This is a genomic window from Planococcus chinensis, assembly GCF_020071995.1.
GTDB lineage: Bacteria > Bacillota > Bacilli > Bacillales_A > Planococcaceae > Planococcus > Planococcus chinensis_A.
The window spans coordinates 249238-267911 of the sequence record NZ_JABWTK010000001.1 but is presented as its reverse complement, the minus strand read 5'-3'; the positions used below and the strand labels follow the sequence as shown (position 1 = coordinate 267911).

Below are 18674 nucleotides of genomic sequence, written 5' to 3'. Positions count from 1 at the left end.
CTTATCTTCCGCAGTAAGAGATTGCCTTCCTACAAAACCGCTTTACGCTGTCGACTATTCTCTTTTACCAGATTCAAAATCTGCAGCCCATCACTTGGCCCCCCGCCTAAAAAGGAAGGATAGGTAAAGGGAATCAACGGACTTGCGAATAGGAAGAAACTCGCTCCTGCAAGATTGATCAGGATATTGCCTGGTACCCCAGAGAAGAAATGAGAGATATAATACAAGGCGGCAAATCCCAATAATGAAGCAACCGGCCCGCCTATCAGCATCGTCAGTCTTTGTTTATAGGTAGGGGGCGGCAACTCTTTTGAATTGATAGGTTGACAGAAAGCGTAAAGCGCTACGGTTAAATAGCAGGTAATTCTTCCAAGCTTCAGCTTCAGTTTTTTCTCTTTGCTCGATGAACCCATATAAATTTCCGCTTTCGCTTTTTTATTCCGTAAAATTGTTGCTATTGCATGGCCCATCTCGTGTATAAAGAGAGCCGTTGAAATAATCAGGAAGACCATCATTACTTCTAATAACATCCCCAAAAAGATCCCTCCGTTTTCCTTTTAGTCACTTGCACCCCTCGTTTTATTCCCTGGAAATGATAAGGCTAAAAAAATCCTTTTCTTTACTACGTTGGAAATAAATAAAAGATTCAATTAACATGAAATTTCCATTTGGTTTTCAACCCATTCGTAAAGGTACACCTAGTAAAAAAGAGAAAAAGCATGCTGATCAGCTCTGCTTTTTCTCTTTGGTACTTGTTATTAGAGGATTTCTTCCCTATTGATGAACGGTCGCGATTGAATCGTCAAGAGCGATGGTTGAGGGAAGAGATGCTTATCCGGTTTCTGCCTTCGTCTTTTGACCGATAGAGCGCTGTATCCGCCAAGCGGAATAGCTCTTCCAACGACTCCGTCTGGGTTGGAAACTCTGAGATTCCGATCGAAACTGTGACAGTACGGCCGGGAACCAATAAGGTCTGTTCCACTTCTTTCCGTATTTTTTCTGCCACCTGGTAGGCAGCTAGGCGATCCGCATCCGGCAGAAGAAGGACAAATTCTTCTCCCCCATATCGAAAACAATAATCTGTGTTCCGGATAAGCGTTTGAAGCGCTTCAGCCAAGCCTTTTAATGCCCGGTCCCCCATTTGATGGCCAAATGAGTCGTTAATCGATTTAAAATGGTCGATGTCCAGTATGAGCAAGGAAAAATGCCGATTCTGGCTGGACCAGACGTCCAGCACTTCTTCCAGTTTCCGGCGGTTCGGCAAGCCCGTTAGCGCGTCCGTCCGTGCTGACTGCGTGAGTTCCTGGTTGTTTCTTTCGAGTATTTCAAAAGCGATTGCCACACTCTTCGTTAAGATATCGGCTTCCCGGTTCCAATGGGGCTTCATCAGATTGTCCTTGAGAGGCTGCGATACGCTCTTTCCTTCCGCTAATCCATTCACCAGATTTCCCAGATGCGTGAAAGGGGCTGCCAATTTGCGGGCGATGAAGATGGAAAACAGGAGCAGCAGCAAAGACGGCAGCAATAAATTCTTCAGCACCTGCAGAAATTGATCAACCAACAAATCTTCTGCAAATGAATAAGGCGTCTGCTGCACAATCCCCCATCCCGCTTCAGATACGTTACTGTAAGCAGCAAGCATTGGAATTCCCTCGGTATTCGTAATTAATTCCATGCCGTCTTTTCCTTGCGTCAATTGACGGACCACCGGATTTTCAATGACGTTTTCTCCGATTTTTTCACTCTTCGGATGAAACAAAAGTGTTCCGGCCGGACCCACAACATAATAATAGGAACCGTTTTGTTCTACCGCATCATTGCCAAGAAGATGGTTCAGGACGTTCTGCTCCTGAAGAAAGATCGTTCCGCCAATCATCCCCCGATACGTGCCGTCTTTGGAATAAATCGGCTGGCTCATCAAAATGATTAAGCGGTTTGATAAGCCTGTATAGGGAGTAGTCAAACCGGGCTGTTTGGCATCCAACGCTTCTTTTGCTGATCCTTCTGTTATTTTTTCTCCTTTTAACCCGATGCTGTGGGGGCTGATAGCCCGGAACATGCCTGTTTCGTCTATCCAGGAAAGAGAATTGAAATAGCCGCTGCTTGTTTGCAGAAGATCCAAATGTTCCTGAATTTCCTGGTCGCTCATCCCTTCATTTTCCTCCAGAAAATCCACGGTGGCTTCCAGATTTTTTCGCATCGAGACGAATAACGAATCGACCGAATGGCTCATCTTTTCCGCTTTGGAGTAATTCAGGGATAAATAAGTCGTCGCCAAAGAATTCTTACTGGAATGATAAGAAGAGATGGTAAGAATCAGCAATGTAAGAATGACTGAGGCAGAGACTAGAGAAGTCAGCAAGGTGGCCAAGTTCACTTTCCGTCCGTTGAATAATGGCTTCATTCAAAAATTTCCTTTCAAAACGCTTTTGAGAAAAATCAACTTCTTCCATTATATAGATATTCCCTTTTATTTATCTAGTTAAAAGGCAAATGCTTCTAAATAATAATGAGCTTGGAGATCCATCTCCAAGCTCATGGCATGCTGCTAGTCATTAAACAATTCCGGTCCTCCATTCAAAACATTCCACCTTGATCGTTGTGCCTTCCTGCCTCCCGTCGTGCATCTGCTTCCGCTAAGTTCTGGTTCAAAGTCTTTTCTTTCTTTTTAAGGCTATATTTCCCCCTCGTTAAAAAGTCCACCAGATAACCGCCTACAAATAACGCTGCCAAGGAGCCCCAAAAAATCCACATCATCCAATGCATATACTTCTCCCCTTTCATTTCGTTATCACTTCGATCGCCTTCCTTATCATACGAATTTAGCTGGAATAAGTTTCAATAATTATAATTTTCTGAACATAAACTCGAAATAAAAAAATTTAAAATAAATTTCCAAATAGAAGACTTTTATTTCCCAATTGCGTCTAACAAGTAGAAGCAATAAATGAGGGGGCGAGGTTCTTTGTCGAGTGAGAGAAAAAGCGAAATCACTGAGTGGTATCAGCAGCACAGCGATTCGATATTCAGGTATATATTGCTGATGGTCCGCGACAATCAACAAGCTGAGGATTTAACGCAAGAGACGTTTATAAAAGCATTCAATTATTATGACAATTTTGAACGAAAGGCAAATCCGAAAACCTGGCTTTTTCGCATTGCCCATAATCTCACCATCGATTTTATTCGAAAGCAAAAGCCGCTCGAGCTGTTAAAGGACCTTGTCTTTCCCGGAAAAAATACGAACAATACCCCTGAAGGAATTGCGGAAATAAAAGAGAACTCAACAGAACTTTATCAGGCGTTAGGAAGGCTGAAAAGTCCGTATCGCGAAGTCATCATCCTGAGAAAAATAAGAGAGTTCAGTATAGAAGAAACGGGAGAAATACTAAATTGGCCCCAAAGCAAAGTGAAAAACACCCTTTTCCGTGCCCTTTCCGCATTGGAAAAACAATTAAATAAGGAGGGGATTATCCATGAAAAAAACTGATGGTACTCATACCTCTTTGGATGATCAGCTGAAACAATTGGATCAGGATATCATTTGGGACCCGAAGCACAAAGCAAAGCTGCATTCCCGAATTTTATCGAGCTTGGATAAGCAACAATCCAAAACCCGGTTTTTCAGTGGCTTTAAATTCGCCTCCAGTTTAGTGCTGTGCATGATCATTTTAATAGCGGGCTATCTGTTCCTTTCACAAACTATCCTGCAAGAAAGCGGCGAAATGACCACAGGAACAGGCAACAGCTCGGATGAAAAACCTGCCTCGGCAGGAGAAGATGAGGTGGATGCCAATAAAAGCAAAGAATCCATTCAAGCTGTCATTGAAGAAGAGTTCAATGGGCCAGACGAAAAATATAAAGAATTATCGAGCGCCGCTATGGAAGCCCAAAACAAGGTGGAAACCCAGGAAGAGTTCGATGCGTTACAGCAAACACCGGTATGGCAGGATTATATGAACTACATGGCAGATACGTACGCTTCCTATTTCACCGCAAATGGATACGACAATTTTTTAAATGCGACGCCAGCTTTCATGTATAGTGGATTTGATAACGACTATGAAATGGCAGCGTCGGATATAAAAATCAGCCAAAACGAACACAACCCGAAAATGTACAAGTTTACTTTCGCAGTGGAATACAAAAACGCCGACGGAGAAACTGCGCTGTATAATTTCGAAGGCGAAGCCTTTGCTTCTGAAGAAGGCAAAATTGAAAAGCTTCAATTCCTGGACAAGGAGGACCTGCTTGGACATATGAATGAGAATCATCTAGATTGACGCTGCCTTCTGGCGGCGTTTTTTCTGTACTGAAAAAGAGAAAAAGTATTGCCAATCAGCCCTTCTTTTTCTCTTAAGATAACTAATGCTTTTGATGGTATGTGAATATAACTAATCCTAAAAAAAATTTGCCAAATCGCAACAAAGTTATTTCATACTGTATCCACCTATTTTCTCTTTGTAAGTTAGAGACAAAATGTTATTAAAACGTTTCAGTTACTTTTATATTTCGTTATTTTCCCCGAAGTTCCGTTCTATCAGTTGTGCTTTTCTTCAAAGACTGTAGTCGATGAAAGTAATGCGTTGCGATTTGATAAAGTTTTCCCTAAGATCCATAAAATCGATTATCGGTAATCTCAAAACTCTTGTGGTTATTTAATTACCGGTAGTGATTAGTTCTACTACTATGATTTCATAAAAATGATGCAGCCTGACGAGAAGGCTAGGCAAAGGGAGTAACCCTTGTTTAGCCTTTATGAATGTAACTTATTTCTTAATAAGCTACATTCATAAGAGTAAGTTTTTTATATTTTTAGTAAATTAAAAAAATGTATAAATAATCCTTTATTTAAATTTACTTATATGTAATAATTTGTATTGAGTTCAAAAAAAAAGAAAAAGAGGTGTTTTTATGAAGAAAATTTTTTCGGTTTTATTGGCAGTAGTTCTTACAGTAGTTTCATTCGGCTTAGCTAACGGAGAAGCATCAGCAGCAACAGCTACAAACAGAACAGTCGCATTGTCTTCAAGTGAACCAACTGACTCTACTACTCGGGTAGTAGCGAATTATATGGGGAGTTGGAGTGTAGTAAACACTGGTAAGTACAATGTAAGCTTCCGAATATTTAAGAATGGAGATCCTATTGGAGGATATACCACTGTGGCACCAGGTGTAAGAAATGGTACTAACTTCGCTACAACGCCAGGAGCTGGATATTCTTTAAGAATTTACTGCAATAGCCCTTCAGGCACTGGATGTGGAGCAGCAGGAGTAATTGCAAATTACAAGAATTAATTTAATGATTTAAACAACTTTTATCTTGATTAAATCCAATATAATATGGATTAAGAAAAAACGTTCAGCCGAGAAAAATCGGCTGAACGTTTTTTTATTTTAGTGGTCCAATAAGGCCTATTATGGTCTTTTTCTGATGTATTCTCAAAATATGAAAGGGTTTTTAAGAATAATCGCTAATTTGCCGGATAATGTCATGCACATTGACATGGGATCTTTTCTCGACAATCTTCCCATCAGCGATTCGCAGAAGCATCATAAGAGAAAATTGTACATCTTTTCCTGTAGCTTGAACCCCCATTAACGGGATGCCTGTATGTTTGCCTTCAAAAATCAAATAAACAGCCACTTGATCTCCTTCAGCGAACACCGATTGAACCGGCATCCTGAAGCCAGGAAAAGCATCGAAGTTCTTCTTTTCGGATTCCACAAGGCCTTCTGCCCCCTAAAATGGTGTATCGATTTTTGGATAGAACACAAAGTCAGGATGAACAAACTCTTTTAAAGCCCCGTAATCTTCTCGTCCAATCGCTTCGTAAAAACGGCGAACCAGTTCTTTAATCGTTTCAACTGACACGGCAATCGTTCCTTCCATTATTATATGGATAGGGCAGCAGAACTGCTCGATTTAAAGCTTAGAATGAATAGGAATCACCATCATTTGGAATAACTACATTCGAATCCATGTCTTTTTCTTCCGCAAATCTCTTCAAATCTGCTCTGGAGAGGTTCCAGTGGTTGACCGCTTCCATGTGAACAGCGATAATTGTCGCTTCAGGCGCCGCTTTATGCACTTCGTAGACATCTTCTTCGTTCATGACAAGGGAACCTCCTTGCAGGAATTGGTTGTCTCCTGCGTTCACAACGATGACTTCCGGGTTGTGGGCATCAATCGTTTTTTGCACTTCTTCATACCATACCGTGTCTCCGGCTACATAAAGCGTTTTTTCATCTTCATGCTTGAAGACAACACCGCATACATGGCCGGCCATTTTCAAGATTTCGCCTCTGCCGTGCTCGCCTTTTGTTTTGATCAATTGGATGCCTTCAAATACCGTATTTTCCTGAAGAACTTCGATGTTGGTGAAGCCTGTGCCTTCAATCTCGGTTTTATCCTCTTCATTTTGCGTGAACAACTTTATGCCTTTTGGCAACGCGTCTTTTGCTGCATCGTCCCAATGGTCCAAGTGCGTATGCGTAACAATTACAGCATCCACGCCAGCAATGACTTCTTCAATTGAAACGGGTAAGCTCACGAGCGGATTGTTCTGGTCTTGTCTTGCTGAATTTGGAAAAGGCGGAAGCGTTCCTTTCTCTGATAAAAATGGATCAACTAAAAACTTTTTCCCTGCATAGTCTACAACTAATGTTGCGTTGCGAATGGGGCGGATGTTCATAATTCCAACTCCTTTTGTTTGATGTCCACCCATTGTATACTAGAGCCAATTCGAATTTAAATAGATTAAATAAAGTCTTTTGCCGCTTTGACTTTATAAATGAAGGGAATTGAAAAAATCTTGGATCAGACGGATTTGCGAATTTTGGACGAACTTTCCAAGAACAGCCGAATCACCATGAAAGAGTTGAGCGAAAGGGTCCATTTAAGCAGCCCCGCCACTTCGGCACGGGTGGAAAAATTGGAAACCTCGGGCATCATTGAAGGGTATACCATTCAAGTGAACCAACTGAAAATGGGCTACTTTGTCCATGCAATGATTAGCGTCATCATGAAAAGCAGCCACCACGAACCCTATCTTTCCTATATAAAAGCACAAGCTCCTTTTGTCATTCAGAACTATAAAATCAGCGGGGACAGTTGTTACCTCCTGGAATGCAAATTCCCCTCCAACGAAGTACTGGATAAATTTTTGGTTGGATTGAGCGACTTTGTCAATTACAAATTATCCATCATCATTAGCAAATAAATCCCACTTGTAAAGACCCCCGTGTAATGGCTGCTTTTAGAAAGCTTCATTACACGGGGGCTTTTTAACTGTCAGCTCATGAAACTATCTTTAAGTAACCGTTCGTAAAAGTACACTTATACAGACAACAAAATAGGAAAAAAGCTATTAAGCTCTTTCCCTTCCGATAACCCCTCATATGTAAACCAATTTTAAAATCAGAAGGTGCATCTACTTAAAACCTTTAACTTAAGAACACATATTTCATATTAATTTACTGACAGTATTTTGTTTGTCTGATGCGCTTTGAATAAGTTGTTCGAAGCAAAGAACAAAAATATTGGTGGAAGCAATGTGAAAATTGATAACACTCCAGCCAAAGAGAGTAAAAGAGCTGAAATAAATTTATTGAGTTTCATTGTGAAGAGTGTAATCAAACTCAACAATGCTGATATTCCTAGCATGTAAAACGGGTATTTTAAAAATTTCTGTACAAAAATCAAAATGTCACTTGTAAATTGTTCAGAGGTTGCAGAAATTTCCTCACTGCTCATTTCTCGTTGTGCTTTTGGATCATTCTCGAATATCTCAATAAGAACATTTTGAACTGATTGATTTGTATTAAGAGAGTTTGCGAAAAAACCAGTACCTATAAATAGAATAAACAAGAGCAAAAAGGAAATAGCTACCAGTCTATACGGAAGACGTCTTTTATTCGTTTCGATATGTATTCCTCCCATTTTTGAATATTATGATTTATTTTATTGTAACCAAAATTTAACATTCCTTCAATCAGTCTCTGGAATTGAATGTATCTAAGACCTCAGACTTACATAGAAATCTAAAGATATTACTTCTATTAAATCTTTATTAAACCATTCGTAAAACCATACTCTTACAAATTTAAAAGTAAAGAAACTCAATTTCGAGCTTCTTTACTTCCGATAAACTCATGATATGTAAACTTATTAATTGGCAAGTATACCAAATCTTCAGGATGGCAAAACTCTTTCTAGTGATGTAAAATTTTTGTTATCTAATTTCAACAGTGGCCAGGAGGAGCGCCCATGCCAATCGAAAAAAAAGGGAATCTGAAGTGAGTAGTTATATTTCCAGTTTATTGCGCAACCATTTCGGAAAAGGTCCATCGTCCGTACATGTGGTCATCCGGCCTCCCTTTATCACCCTCAATATACACGGCTTTTTGTCCCCAATGGAAAAGGCCTTAGAAAAAAACAAGAATTCGCAAAAAGTCATCGAAGAAACAAGACAACTCGTCATGAAGGAGTTGAAAGTGGCTATTAAACAACACTTTCACGAGGAGTTTGGAATTGAGCTTAACGAACTTTACGTGGATTGGCATCTCAAAACAAGAACCGGTTTGATTTGGGGAGTCATGGAAGAGGAAGTCAGAAAAAATCCATTTGGATGGCCGAATGACGTAAATAAAAAAGCGTTTCATAAAAGGAGCAATGAGGCACACAGTAGAGCAGTTAAAATTCCTGCACACACAGAATCGTATTGGTTGGATAATCGCACAATTCTGGTAAGGCGATCAGGAATTCTGACAGGAATTGAAAAATCGTTGGTCAAAAATGGCCTTACTAAGGAATTAAGGATTGCCAGGCGCCCTTTGGAATACAAGGCGTTTAGCGAAGCAGGTGTAGAATCCGTGTTGAAACGTAAAATTAGGGATGTATTCCTGGATTGGAATTTCGAGACCGATATGGGGTACCTTGTCTGCATCTTGGAACCGCAAACGCCATAAATTCACATCAACGTTGAGGGACTTCGAACTCAGTGTATCAGCAGCCACTTTTCCGCTGATAGATGCGTAGGCTTTGTCTGCACTTCAAAAGTTCCAATTAAGAACTGATGAACAATTTTCTTTAGATGTGCAGTGCAATTAAACGCTGATTTTACTTTATGAACGCAGAATGGTGTGTTGTCAGAATTTCCTTTCAATAGTAAGTCATATTGATAGGTGTTTGAACGCCTTCATGTTAGGCTTGCCTTGCAGCGAACATTCTAAAGGTTCCCTGTTAGACCACCGAAGTATCAACAAACCGGACTGTTGTCTGTTCTTAGGCTTTATCTTCAAAGTTGCTATTCACAGGCAAGCAGGCGTTGTGAAAGCATTCCGTACCCTCTATCAAAACGATAGAGGGTTTTTCTTATTTTTCACTTAAACTAAAATTAAGCTCTCTAATTCAAATATAAGCGTTCGTAAAAGTACACCTTTTCGAACGCTCTAAATCTGCTTCAAAACTTATAAAAAGAACGTTCGTAAACGTGTCAAAACACTTTACGAACGTTCTTTTATTTCCACCCAGGTTTACGAACGATCACTCATTGCTTCGCCCTGTTTGATTGATCCACAGAAGCCAACTCATTCCTCAACCCGAACCAGCCCTTCCTGCAGCGCTTCCTCCAGAAACGGACTTGGTTTGCTGACGGAGAAAAGCTGCAGTTCGTGCATCGCCCGTGTGCAGGCGGTGTAGAACAGCCGCCGCAGGCTTTCCTGGCCGTAAACTTGTTCCGAGGCGTCATAGAGGATGACGGCGTCAAACTCGATGCCTTTTGCCAAATACGACGGGATGACGATGACGCCCTGCTCGTATTCGGCAGAGCCGGTCTTCAGCCGCTTCAGCCCTTCGATGCCGGACAGGGCTTCATGGGCTTGCGCGGCTTCGGAAGCTGACTGGCAGATGATAGCAATCGTACCGAACTCCTCCCGCAGTTCCGCGACCCGTTCCATGATGCGGCGATGCAGTTCTGCATGATCCTCGACTTGCGTCAAAATCGGCTTTTCGCCTTCCCGCTCAAACGGGATGATGGCATCTCCTTCCGGCACGAGCCTGCGGGTGAATTCAATGATTGGTTTGGTGGCGCGGTAGCTTTGTGTCAGACGGATCGTTTCGGTTTGATCTGCTCCGTACAGATTGGTCAGCACGTCAAAATTATGGAATTCACCGGCATGTGCAAAAATTGCCTGATTGAAATCACCGAGCACCGTCATGCGCGCTGCGGGGAACAGCCGCTTCAGAAATTCAAACTGGAACGGCGAGTAGTCCTGCGCTTCGTCGATGACAATGTGGCGGATCGCCGTGTTCGTCTGAAATCCGAGAATCAGCTCTTTCAACAGCAAAAACGGTGTGGCATCTTCGTAGAACAATTCCCCTTCCGCGAGCTGATCGAGCGTCTGCCGGCAAATGGCTTCCCATTCCGTGGGCAACTGTTCCTGGCCGTTTTCCAAAAAGCCTGCAAAAAGCTGGCGGTACAGCGCTTTGACATCGACAAAGCGGTAAGCCCGGATCTTTTTTCGGAGCGGCTTCAGCTTTTGGTGCACCACAAGCCGGGCCAGTTCTTCCGGTTCCATTTCGTAGTCGCTCACTGCTTTTCCTTTAAAACCTTTTTTCGCTGCCAAGTAGGCGTGCGCTTTCTGATAGGAATCGTTGCTGAGCAGCTCCATCTCCTCTTCTACCCATGGCTCTTCCCACTCCTGCTTTTCAAATTCATCAAGCTCTTTCAATAGCCAGTCCTTTAAAAGCTCCAACCGGTTATGAAAACGCAGCGTGGTGTCGCGGGAATAAAACCGCGCTTCGATGGCTTTGGCGCTCGCAATCGGATGTCCAGCGAAACTGATGCGCTTGAATATCATGCCGGACTTCTCCAATGTCCGCCGGTACGATTTGATGGCTTCGAAAAACTGGACCGACGCCTTGAAGCGGATGCCTGCCACACGGGCCGCATACGCCGGGTCGTCCCCGTTCGTCAGCACATATTCCAATTGGCCATACGGATTCTCGAGTTCGAACTGCGCACTCAACCGGTGATTCAGGTATTCCTGGAACGTCACTTGCTGCATATTCTCTTCGCCGAGTTCCGGCAGCACGTTCGACACATAGCTCGAGAACATCGCGTTCGGTGAAAACAGGATGATCTGGTCGGCGTTCAATTGGTCCCGGTATTTATAGAGAAGATACGCGATGCGCTGCAGTGCAGCTGAAGTCTTGCCGCTGCCGGCTGCCCCCTGTACAATCAGCAGGCGTGTCCGGTCATGGCGGATGATGCGGTTCTGTTCCTGCTGGATCGTAGCGACGATGCTGTGCATCTTTTTGTCGGCGCTTTTGCCGAGCACTTGCTGCAGGATTTCATCCCCGATCGTCACGCTCGTATCGAACATCGACTGCAGGACGCCGCCGTGGATCAAGTACTGCCATTTCTTCTCAAGCTGCCCGTTGACTTCGCCGCCCGGCGTACTGTAGGATGCAGGACCCGGCTGGTGGTCGTAATAGACGCTCGAGACCGGCGCCCGCCAGTCGTAGACGAGAAATTCATCGCCTGTTGAATCGGTCAATGTCGAGATGCCGATATAGACTTCTTCTTTTTCAGGTTCCCCTTCTTCATGAAAGTCGATGCGCCCGAAATACGGCGTCCTCTGCAGACTTCGGAGTGCCGCCAGCTTTTTGGCGGACTGCCGGTGGGTGCTTTCACTGACGGACAAGGCTTGCGCCTCCTGCCGCAAACCGATGATCGTTTCCAGAAAATCGTCGAACGAATCAAGGCTTACTTTGTTTTCATCCCAGAAATGGCGTCGGATGTTGACCACTTCGTCTTTTTGGCGCGATGTGTCTGCTTCCAATCTTCGGAGCTGTCCGGTGACTTCCTGCATCACGCGGTCCACCCGTTTTTGCTCCTGCTGAAATTCCGGATTCACATGAACCACTCCTTACAAAATGACTAATCCCTGTGCGAATTAAGAATCGAATACCATTTGGTTTTCTTCATTAAATTGTAGTTGGATTTGGAATCTAACATAGGGCTCCCGCTAAAGCATCAGCCGCCGATGATGAGCTGGTAGCGTTCAGCGGCGCTGTAGATCTGTTTCGCCTTTTCGATGATCGGTCGGTCGACCATTTTGCCGTCCAGCATGAAGACGCCGGCGCCTTTCGCTTCGTGTTCGGCATGGTGCAGCACTTTCAACGCCCAGTCGATGTCTTCCCGCGACGGGCTGTAGACTTCGTGGATCGTCTCCAGCTGTTTCGGATGCACCGCCATTTGGCCGTTGAAGCCGAGTCCACGCGCTGAAACGGCGCGCTTTTGCAGGCTTTCCGTATTGTGGATGTCGGCGAACACAGTGTCGTAAATGCCTTCGACGCCCGCCGCTTTCGCATAGGTGACGATGCGGGAGCGCGCATAAATCGCTTCAAGCCCCGCTTCCGTCAGCGTCAAGTCTGCATCCACTGCATAGTCGATGGCGCCGAATGCGACCCCGCTGACGTTCGGGTTGCTGAAGATGTCTTCCAGGTGTACAATGCCGACGGCGGTTTCGACAAGGACGATCAGTTCGCCGTAAGCTCCCATGCCTTCCCACGTTTCCTGTACTTGCTGGGCATTTTCCGCTTTCGGCAGCATGATGCCGTTGACGTTTTCATGCCGGGCAAGTTTGACGTCTTCCGTGTACCATTCGGTGCCGTACTGGTTGACGCGCAGGAAAATGGGTTTTGCCGGTTTGTCCTCCAGTTCGTCGAGCGCCTCCTTAATAACAGCGCGGGCAGCCGCTTTTTCATCCGGATGAACGGCGTCCTCCAAATCCCACAGCAAAGCATCCGCTTCGCTGCTGACGGATTTCAGTAGCCGCTCTTTGTTCGTTCCTGGTGTAAACATCAGACTTCGGTAAATCATCCTTTATCCCCCTTAAATGATGCCGTCTTTTTTTAGTCCTTCAATTTCTTCCGGAGTCATCCCCAATTCGCCGTACAGTGTTTCATTGTACGAACCGAGTTCCGCTCCGGTATGGCGGATTTCTCCCGGTGTACGCGACAGTTTCGGTGCCACATTGAGCATCTTGACGCTGCCGAAATGTGCATCCGGCACGTCCGCGATGTTTTCCCGGTGGTTGAAATGCGGGTCATTCACAATGTCTTCAACCGTATAGACCGGCGCAATCGTCGCTTCAAATTGGACAAAGCGCTCGAGGATTTCGTCTTGCGTGTACCCTTTCATCCAGTCGGCGATGATCGCTTCCAGTTCATCGACGTTCTCGAGCCGCTTCTGATTGGTGGCGAACTTCGGATTCGTTATCAAGTCTTCCCGGCCGATCGCCTTGAAAATGCGTTCGACAATCGGCTGCGAAGTGCCGGATATCGCGAGCCATTTTCCGTCTTTCGTTTCGTATAAATTGCGCGGAACGGTCCAGCCCGTGCGGTTCCCTTTCCGTCCCGGAATGACGCCAAGCTGGTCGTATTCCATAACCTGATTGCCAAGCATGCCCATGAGCGCTTCGTAAATCGGCAAATCGATGTACTGGCCCCGTCCGTCCTCCGAATGGTCGCGTTCATAAATTGCCACCATCGTGGCATAGGCACCCATCAGCGCCGTCGCGTAATCGGCGAGCGCGAAACTTGGCAGCACCGGACCTCTATCCGGAAAACCGTTGACCTGCGCAAAGCCGGACATCGCTTCCGCGAGCGTACCGAATCCCGGCCGTTCCTTGTAAGGACCGTCTTCGCCGAAGCCCGACACCTTCACAACAATCAACCCGGGATTGTCTTTTGACAATGATTCATAGGTGATGTTCCATTTCTCCAAAGTCTTCGGCCGGAAATTCGTAATGACGACGTCTGCTGTTGCAGCCAGTTTATGGAACAGTTCCTGGCCTTTCGGCGTACTGAAATTCAGCGTAATCGGCTTTTTGTTGCGCGACACGAGCTTCCACTCAAGCGACTCGCCGTCTTTCTGGCGGCCGGCATTCCGCAGCGGGTCTCCTGCAGGGTGCTCCACTTTGATGACGTCCGCCCCGAAATCCCCCAAATATGTCGCCAGCATCGGACCGGCAAGCACCGTGGACGCGTCAACGACCCGCAGTCCTGCAAGCGGCAGCTTTCTGTTTTCTTCCATTGCTTCACTCCTCGGATGCTTCTGAAAACGTTTTCAGAATTTTCTCTTATCATATAGTCAATTTTGTGAATTGTAAACCTCTTGGATACAAAAACCAAAATTCTTATCCTTTGATTTAATAGGTAATGCGATGAATATTTTTAGAAGAAATCGTTTAGGCAAACAAAAAACGCAAGCAACTAGTTATTAGTTACATGCGCTTCTTTAAACTGATGTGTATAGAAATGCCTTTTCAATTTCACCCCGCTTTTTTCATTTCTTTGATCAACCGAAACAATTGGGCTGTGGTTACTTGCAGGTTCATACTTGCTGCCTCTGGATTTATTGCCTCAGCTAGTGACATCGGTTTTGTCAAAATCGAGAAATATGAAGTGATTCCCCGGTCATTCAAATCGCCTGCTTCTTCCGTGACACTTCCTGCTAAAGCAATGACTGGGACCCCGAAGCTTTTAGCTAATTGGGCGACACCCAGCGCAGTTTTGCCCATAGAAGTTTGGGCATCCAGCTTTCCTTCCCCTGTCAGGACGATATCAGCCGTTTGAATTTTCTCCGGCATTCCAATGCTTTCGAGGATCAAGTCGATGCCGCTGTTTAAATCCGCTTGTAAAAAGCCCAGGAATGCTGCCCCTAAACCACCTGCTGCTCCTGCTCCTTCAACCAAACAAATGTCCACCTTCAGATCTTTGGCCATTACATCTGCCAAATTTCGGAGCCCCCGGTCAAGTTCCGCTACTATTTCAGGAGTGGCACCTTTTTGCGGACCGAAAATATGAGCAGCCCCTTTCGCACCGAAAAGTGGATTGGTTACATCGCAAGCCACTTTAAATGTCGCTTTTTTTATGGACGGATGAATTCCTTCGTCGTCGATTCGATAAATGTCATTCAGTGTTTGCCCCCCTAAACCCACTTCTTTGTTTTCAGAATCCAGAAAACGGAATCCCAGCGCTTGAAGCATGCCGACACCCCCGTCATTTGTCGAACTTCCTCCCAACCCGATGACGAAGTCCTGACATCCTTTTTCTAGGGCATCTATAATCAGTTCGCCTACACCATAGGTTGTGGTGAACATCGGATTTCTCTGTTCATCTGAAACAAGCGGCAGCCCGCATGCTGCAGCTATTTCGATAACCGCAGTCTGTTGATTTCCCAGAACCCCGTATGTTGCATCCACTTTTTGCTGAAGCGGACCTGTTATCGGAACCGTGACAAGAGTTCCGCCTGTAGCGGTTACAAGTGACTCCACTGTCCCTTCTCCGCCATCCGCCAAGGGCAAGACTTCAATATCTGCGTGCGGGTAAACTTCTTTGATTCCCATTGCAATTGCTTTACTGCTTTCTACAGAAGATAAACTTCCTTTAAACGAGTCCATTGCAATTAATACCTTCACATTTACACCTACCTTGTCTGACTTAGAAAAAAGTCGCAATCGAATTTGAACGATTACGACTTTTCCTCCCAATTAAACTTCCGCTTTCACTTTTGCCAAATTCTGAATAATTGCATCTGTAACTTCCACTGTATCATAGGAACCGCCTAAATCCCGGGTTAGTATTCCTTGTCTTGTCGTTTCTTCAATCGCTTTATTTAAGCGGACCGCTTCTTCTTTCAGGCCAAGATGATCCAACATCAATGCCGCACTGCCGATGGTGCCGATCGGATTTGCAATTCCTTTCCCGGCGATATCCGGAGCAGATCCATGAACCGATTCGAACATGCTCGGTGTTCTTCTTTCCAGATTCAGGTTTGCACTCGCTGCAACTCCAAGGCTTCCGGCAAGAGCACTTCCCAAATCCGATAAAATATCGGCGAACAGATTAGACGCCACGACAACTTCCAAGTCTTCGGGATGCAAGACAAACTCTGCAGCCATTGCATCAACAAGCCGCTGATCCGTTTCAACATCCGGGTAGTCTTTGCTGACACGCGCAAATACTTCATCCCATAGCACCATGCCGTATTGCTGGGCATTGCTCTTTGTGACGCTTGTCACTTTTTTCCGGTCGCGGGTCCGCGCCAAATCAAATGCAAAACGGATAATGCGTTCGCAGCCTTTTTCCGTGAACAAAGCCGATTGGACTGCGACTTCATTGCCCGTTCCGCGGCCGGCGAAATTACGTCCGCCGATCCCCGAATATTCCCCTTCGGAATTTTCGCGCACCAAAATCCAATTTAACTCATCTACATTCGGATGGTTCAACCTTCTTGGCACTCCCGGCAAAAATTCAACCGGCCGTATATTGGCCCATTGATCGAACCCTTGGCAAATGGCGAGGCGCAAGCCCCATAAACTGATATGATCCGGCACTCCCGGGAAACCGACCGCTCCGAAATAAATCGCATCGTGGTTTCGGATCTGCTCCACGCCGTCTTCGTCCATCATTTTGCCGTTTTCCAAATAATATTCACAGCCCCAAGGAAAGTAATCGCTTTCAAAAGAAAACTTGCCTTCAGACTCTTCAGCCATATAATCCAATATGCGCATGCCTTCTTTAATAACTTCTTTTCCAATTCCATCGCCTGGAATAACCGCTAACCGAAATGTTTTTGTTTCACTCATTATATAATTCCTCCTCTAGTTGCCATGATTGGCATATTTCTTAGTATTAATCTGTATATTAGATTAATGTATACGTTGTTGTCAATAACTATTTCAACTTTTTCGATAATTAAACTAATAACTTATATTTCAGGTTTATTTTAAGGTTAAAATCAACAGTTTTGAATATTTACTAAATTCATGTTGACATTAACGTATACGTAGTTATAAAATTCTAGCAAGCAAGACGATTGCAGCGAATTGAAAGGCGTCATGGATTTTGTGTAAGCGGTATCATTATCCCAAAAAAATTTATGGAGAAAGAAGGTTGAATTTATGATGACTGCAAAACGGGTTTGGGTTCAAATGTGGGCGTGGAATGATCAGGCTAAAGCAATGTTAAAAGCAATTTTGACCCTTAATGTCTTGGCTATGAGCACTGCCGCCCGTTCAACGGGGAATTTATCAAAAGAAGAAAAGGCAGAATACGCCAATTCCAAAAAGCCGAACGAAAAATCGGCAAACTATACGAAGCTTCAATTAATCGGTTTGGTACTCGGCCCGCTCCTTTTCCTATTGATCAAGACCTTAGTGTCTCCTGCAGATATGTCCCCTACAGCCGTAACCGTTTTGGCCGTCGTTGCTTGGATTGCTGCCTGGTGGGTGACGGAAGCGATGCCGATTCCGGTCACTTCGCTGCTTCCTTTATTGTTATTCCCGCTTCTCGGCGTCATGGAGACCGGCGCTGTTTCCGCAAACTACGGAGATCCATTGATTTTCCTTTTTGCTGGGAGCTTCATGATCGCTTTATCAATGGAAAAATGGAATTTGCATAAACGCATTGCGTTATCCATCATTTCGTTTGTCGGCACCAACCCAAGTACGCTTATTCTCGGATTTATGGTAGCTACAGCCTTTTTATCGATGTTTATTTCGAATACTGCTACGACGATGATGATGGTTCCGATCAGTTTGGCCGTTACGAAGCATGTTGCAGATTCACTTAAAGAGAACAGCGGAATCGACACCACGCCGGGCAAGTTTCCATTCGGCACTGCCTTGATGCTAGGTACTGCTTATGCCGCGACTATTGGAGGGTTCGGCTCGCTTGTGGGAGCACCGGCAAATATTATTTTAGCGGCAACGGTCAATAGCCTGTACGGCATTGAAATCTCATTTGCCCGCTGGCTGCTATTCGGTGTTCCGATGGTGCTGCTTTTAATTCCAATTATTTGGCTTTACTTAACCAAAATCGCGTTTCCTTTAAAAGTAAAAAGCATTCCTGGCGGCAGGGACATCGTTAAGAAAGAACTGACCGGCTTGGGCAAGATGAGCTACGAAGAAAAAGTGGTGTTAACGGTTTTCACTTTAACGGGCCTCGCCTGGATCACCCGCAGTTTTATCCTGAATAATTTCATCCCTGGCTTGGACGATACCTTGATCGCTTTGTTTGCGGGTATCCTTCTCTTTGCCATTCCTGCAAAGAACAAAGAAGGCCATATTCTGGATTGGGACACCGTTTTGAAATTGCCTTGGGGAATTTTGTGGCTCTTTGGCGGCGGCCTGGCACTGGCAGCCGGCATTATGGAATCCGGGCTCGACCAATGGATCGGCGGGCAATTGACTGAGTTCGGAAATATCCCGCTCTTCATCACCATTGCGTTGATTGTCGGAACCATCACGATCATGACAGAATTCACTTCAAACACAGCTACCGCTACAATGGTCTATCCGATTGTTGCTGTAGCTGCTGCAACACTTGGAACTGACCCGATTGTCCTGATGGTTGCAGCCAATATGGGCGCGACATTCGCTTACATGTTCCCGGTTGCCGCTCCGCCAAACGCCATCGTCTTTGGCACCGGCTATGTGAAGATGAGCACCATGGCATTGACCGGTATTTGGCTCAATTTGTTCTCCCTCGTTTTCACGGTTATCGTCGTTTACTTCTACGTGCCGATTATTTTCGGAAATCTGATGTAAACAACTCCAATGCTATAGAAAAAGCGGCTTTCTCCATTCCGGAGAAAGCC

17 protein-coding genes and 1 pseudogene are annotated in these 18674 nt (G+C 44.9%); 6 read left to right on the top strand and 12 right to left on the bottom strand.

What is annotated here, in order from left to right:
- Positions 1-29: 29 nt before the first annotated feature.
- The 3 genes from HU147_RS01355 to HU147_RS01345 all read right to left on the bottom strand — a co-directional run bounded on the left by HU147_RS01355 (position 30) and on the right by HU147_RS01345 (position 2766).
- Positions 30-530, bottom strand: coding sequence for a site-2 protease family protein (locus HU147_RS01355; protein WP_224074859.1), 501 nt, complete (start codon positions 528-530; stop codon positions 30-32).
- A gap of 272 nt (positions 531-802) precedes the next feature.
- On the bottom strand, positions 803-2404 hold the full coding sequence (locus HU147_RS01350) for a sensor domain-containing diguanylate cyclase (protein WP_224074527.1): 1602 nt from the start codon (positions 2402-2404) through the stop codon (positions 803-805).
- Between the two features lie 173 nt (positions 2405-2577).
- Positions 2578-2766, bottom strand: coding sequence for a hypothetical protein (locus HU147_RS01345; RefSeq protein ID WP_224074526.1), 189 nt, complete (start codon positions 2764-2766; stop codon positions 2578-2580).
- Positions 2767-2947: 181 nt separating this feature from the next.
- Here HU147_RS01345 and HU147_RS01340 point away from each other — a divergent pair, with 181 nt between their 5' ends.
- The 3 genes from HU147_RS01340 (at position 2948) to HU147_RS01330 (ending at position 5298) form a co-directional block, all read left to right on the top strand.
- Positions 2948-3490, top strand: coding sequence for an RNA polymerase sigma factor (locus tag HU147_RS01340; RefSeq protein ID WP_317985480.1), 543 nt, complete (start codon positions 2948-2950; stop codon positions 3488-3490).
- The gene (locus tag HU147_RS01335) at positions 3477-4283 is read left to right on the top strand and encodes a hypothetical protein (RefSeq protein ID WP_224074524.1); all 807 of its coding nucleotides are present in this window, start codon (positions 3477-3479) and stop codon (positions 4281-4283) included. The genes HU147_RS01340 and HU147_RS01335 overlap by 14 nt, the downstream gene beginning before the upstream one ends.
- Positions 4284-4914: 631 nt before the next feature.
- Positions 4915-5298, top strand: a complete 384-nt coding sequence (locus HU147_RS01330; RefSeq protein ID WP_224074523.1) for a hypothetical protein — start codon at positions 4915-4917, stop codon at positions 5296-5298.
- A gap of 163 nt (positions 5299-5461) precedes the next feature.
- On the opposite strand, the pseudogene HU147_RS01325 reads toward HU147_RS01330, so the two are convergent.
- The 3 genes and pseudogenes from HU147_RS01325 to HU147_RS01315 all read right to left on the bottom strand — a co-directional run.
- Positions 5462-5731 (bottom strand): annotated as a pseudogene (locus HU147_RS01325) (ester cyclase); the annotation flags it as partial.
- Positions 5732-5743: 12 nt separating this feature from the next.
- The gene (locus HU147_RS01320) at positions 5744-5893 is read right to left on the bottom strand and encodes a nuclear transport factor 2 family protein (RefSeq protein WP_224074521.1); all 150 of its coding nucleotides are present in this window, start codon (positions 5891-5893) and stop codon (positions 5744-5746) included.
- Between the two features lie 40 nt (positions 5894-5933).
- Complete coding sequence (locus HU147_RS01315; RefSeq protein WP_224074520.1) at positions 5934-6695, bottom strand: MBL fold metallo-hydrolase; 762 nt, start codon at positions 6693-6695, stop codon at positions 5934-5936.
- Between the two features lie 117 nt (positions 6696-6812).
- Between HU147_RS01315 and HU147_RS01310 the strand changes: the two genes are divergently transcribed.
- Positions 6813-7223 carry an Lrp/AsnC family transcriptional regulator gene (locus HU147_RS01310; protein WP_224074858.1) on the top strand — a complete coding sequence of 137 codons (411 nt, stop codon included), beginning with the start codon at positions 6813-6815 and terminating at the stop codon, positions 7221-7223.
- A gap of 248 nt (positions 7224-7471) precedes the next feature.
- On the opposite strand, the gene HU147_RS01305 is transcribed toward HU147_RS01310, so the two are convergent.
- Positions 7472-7942: a DUF4064 domain-containing protein gene (locus HU147_RS01305; protein WP_224074519.1), complete on the bottom strand. Its 471-nt coding sequence runs from the start codon at positions 7940-7942 to the stop codon at positions 7472-7474.
- A gap of 308 nt (positions 7943-8250) precedes the next feature.
- Between HU147_RS01305 and HU147_RS19500 the strand changes: the two genes are divergently transcribed.
- Positions 8251-8970, top strand: a complete 720-nt coding sequence (locus tag HU147_RS19500; RefSeq protein WP_224074518.1) for a Na-translocating system protein MpsC family protein — start codon at positions 8251-8253, stop codon at positions 8968-8970.
- 621 nt (positions 8971-9591) lie between these two features.
- Here the strand turns inward: HU147_RS19500 and helD are convergent.
- From helD to HU147_RS01275, 5 genes are all read right to left on the bottom strand, one after another.
- On the bottom strand, positions 9592-11922 hold the full coding sequence (gene helD, locus HU147_RS01295) for an RNA polymerase recycling motor HelD (RefSeq protein ID WP_224074517.1): 2331 nt from the start codon (positions 11920-11922) through the stop codon (positions 9592-9594).
- A 119-nt stretch (positions 11923-12041) separates the two neighbouring features.
- Positions 12042-12890: an HpcH/HpaI aldolase/citrate lyase family protein gene (locus tag HU147_RS01290; RefSeq protein ID WP_224074516.1), complete on the bottom strand. Its 849-nt coding sequence runs from the start codon at positions 12888-12890 to the stop codon at positions 12042-12044.
- 12 nt (positions 12891-12902) lie between these two features.
- Positions 12903-14105 (bottom strand): CaiB/BaiF CoA transferase family protein, encoded by a 1203-nt coding sequence (locus HU147_RS01285; RefSeq protein ID WP_224074515.1) that lies wholly within the window; start codon positions 14103-14105, stop codon positions 12903-12905.
- A 238-nt stretch (positions 14106-14343) separates the two neighbouring features.
- On the bottom strand, positions 14344-15492 hold the full coding sequence (locus tag HU147_RS01280; RefSeq protein WP_224074514.1) for a glycerate kinase family protein: 1149 nt from the start codon (positions 15490-15492) through the stop codon (positions 14344-14346).
- 72 nt (positions 15493-15564) lie between these two features.
- Complete coding sequence (locus HU147_RS01275) at positions 15565-16662, bottom strand: tartrate dehydrogenase (protein WP_224074513.1); 1098 nt, start codon at positions 16660-16662, stop codon at positions 15565-15567.
- A 315-nt stretch (positions 16663-16977) separates the two neighbouring features.
- On the opposite strand from HU147_RS01275, the gene HU147_RS01270 reads away from it, so the two are divergent.
- Positions 16978-18624, top strand: a complete 1647-nt coding sequence (locus HU147_RS01270) for an SLC13 family permease (protein WP_224074512.1) — start codon at positions 16978-16980, stop codon at positions 18622-18624.
- Positions 18625-18674: the final 50 nt, after the last annotated feature.

Coding starts and splice junctions, on each gene's coding strand:
- HU147_RS01315 (WP_224074520.1), bottom strand. CDS start 6,695: ATGAACATCCGCCCCATTCGCAACGCAACATTAGTTGTAGACTATGCA.
- HU147_RS01350 (WP_224074527.1), bottom strand. CDS start 2,404: ATGAAGCCATTATTCAACGGACGGAAAGTGAACTTGGCCACCTTGCTG.
- HU147_RS01345 (WP_224074526.1), bottom strand. CDS start 2,766: ATGCATTGGATGATGTGGATTTTTTGGGGCTCCTTGGCAGCGTTATTT.
- HU147_RS01355 (WP_224074859.1), bottom strand. CDS start 530: ATGTTATTAGAAGTAATGATGGTCTTCCTGATTATTTCAACGGCTCTC.
- HU147_RS01330 (WP_224074523.1), top strand. CDS start 4,915: ATGAAGAAAATTTTTTCGGTTTTATTGGCAGTAGTTCTTACAGTAGTT.
- HU147_RS01305 (WP_224074519.1), bottom strand. CDS start 7,942: ATGGGAGGAATACATATCGAAACGAATAAAAGACGTCTTCCGTATAGA.
- HU147_RS01275 (WP_224074513.1), bottom strand. CDS start 16,662: ATGAGTGAAACAAAAACATTTCGGTTAGCGGTTATTCCAGGCGATGGA.
- HU147_RS01290 (WP_224074516.1), bottom strand. CDS start 12,890: ATGATTTACCGAAGTCTGATGTTTACACCAGGAACGAACAAAGAGCGG.
- HU147_RS01340 (WP_317985480.1), top strand. CDS start 2,948: ATGAGGGGGCGAGGTTCTTTGTCGAGTGAGAGAAAAAGCGAAATCACT.
- HU147_RS01335 (WP_224074524.1), top strand. CDS start 3,477: ATGAAAAAAACTGATGGTACTCATACCTCTTTGGATGATCAGCTGAAA.
- HU147_RS01285 (WP_224074515.1), bottom strand. CDS start 14,105: ATGGAAGAAAACAGAAAGCTGCCGCTTGCAGGACTGCGGGTCGTTGAC.
- HU147_RS01320 (WP_224074521.1), bottom strand. CDS start 5,893: ATGGAAGGAACGATTGCCGTGTCAGTTGAAACGATTAAAGAACTGGTT.
- HU147_RS01270 (WP_224074512.1), top strand. CDS start 16,978: ATGATGACTGCAAAACGGGTTTGGGTTCAAATGTGGGCGTGGAATGAT.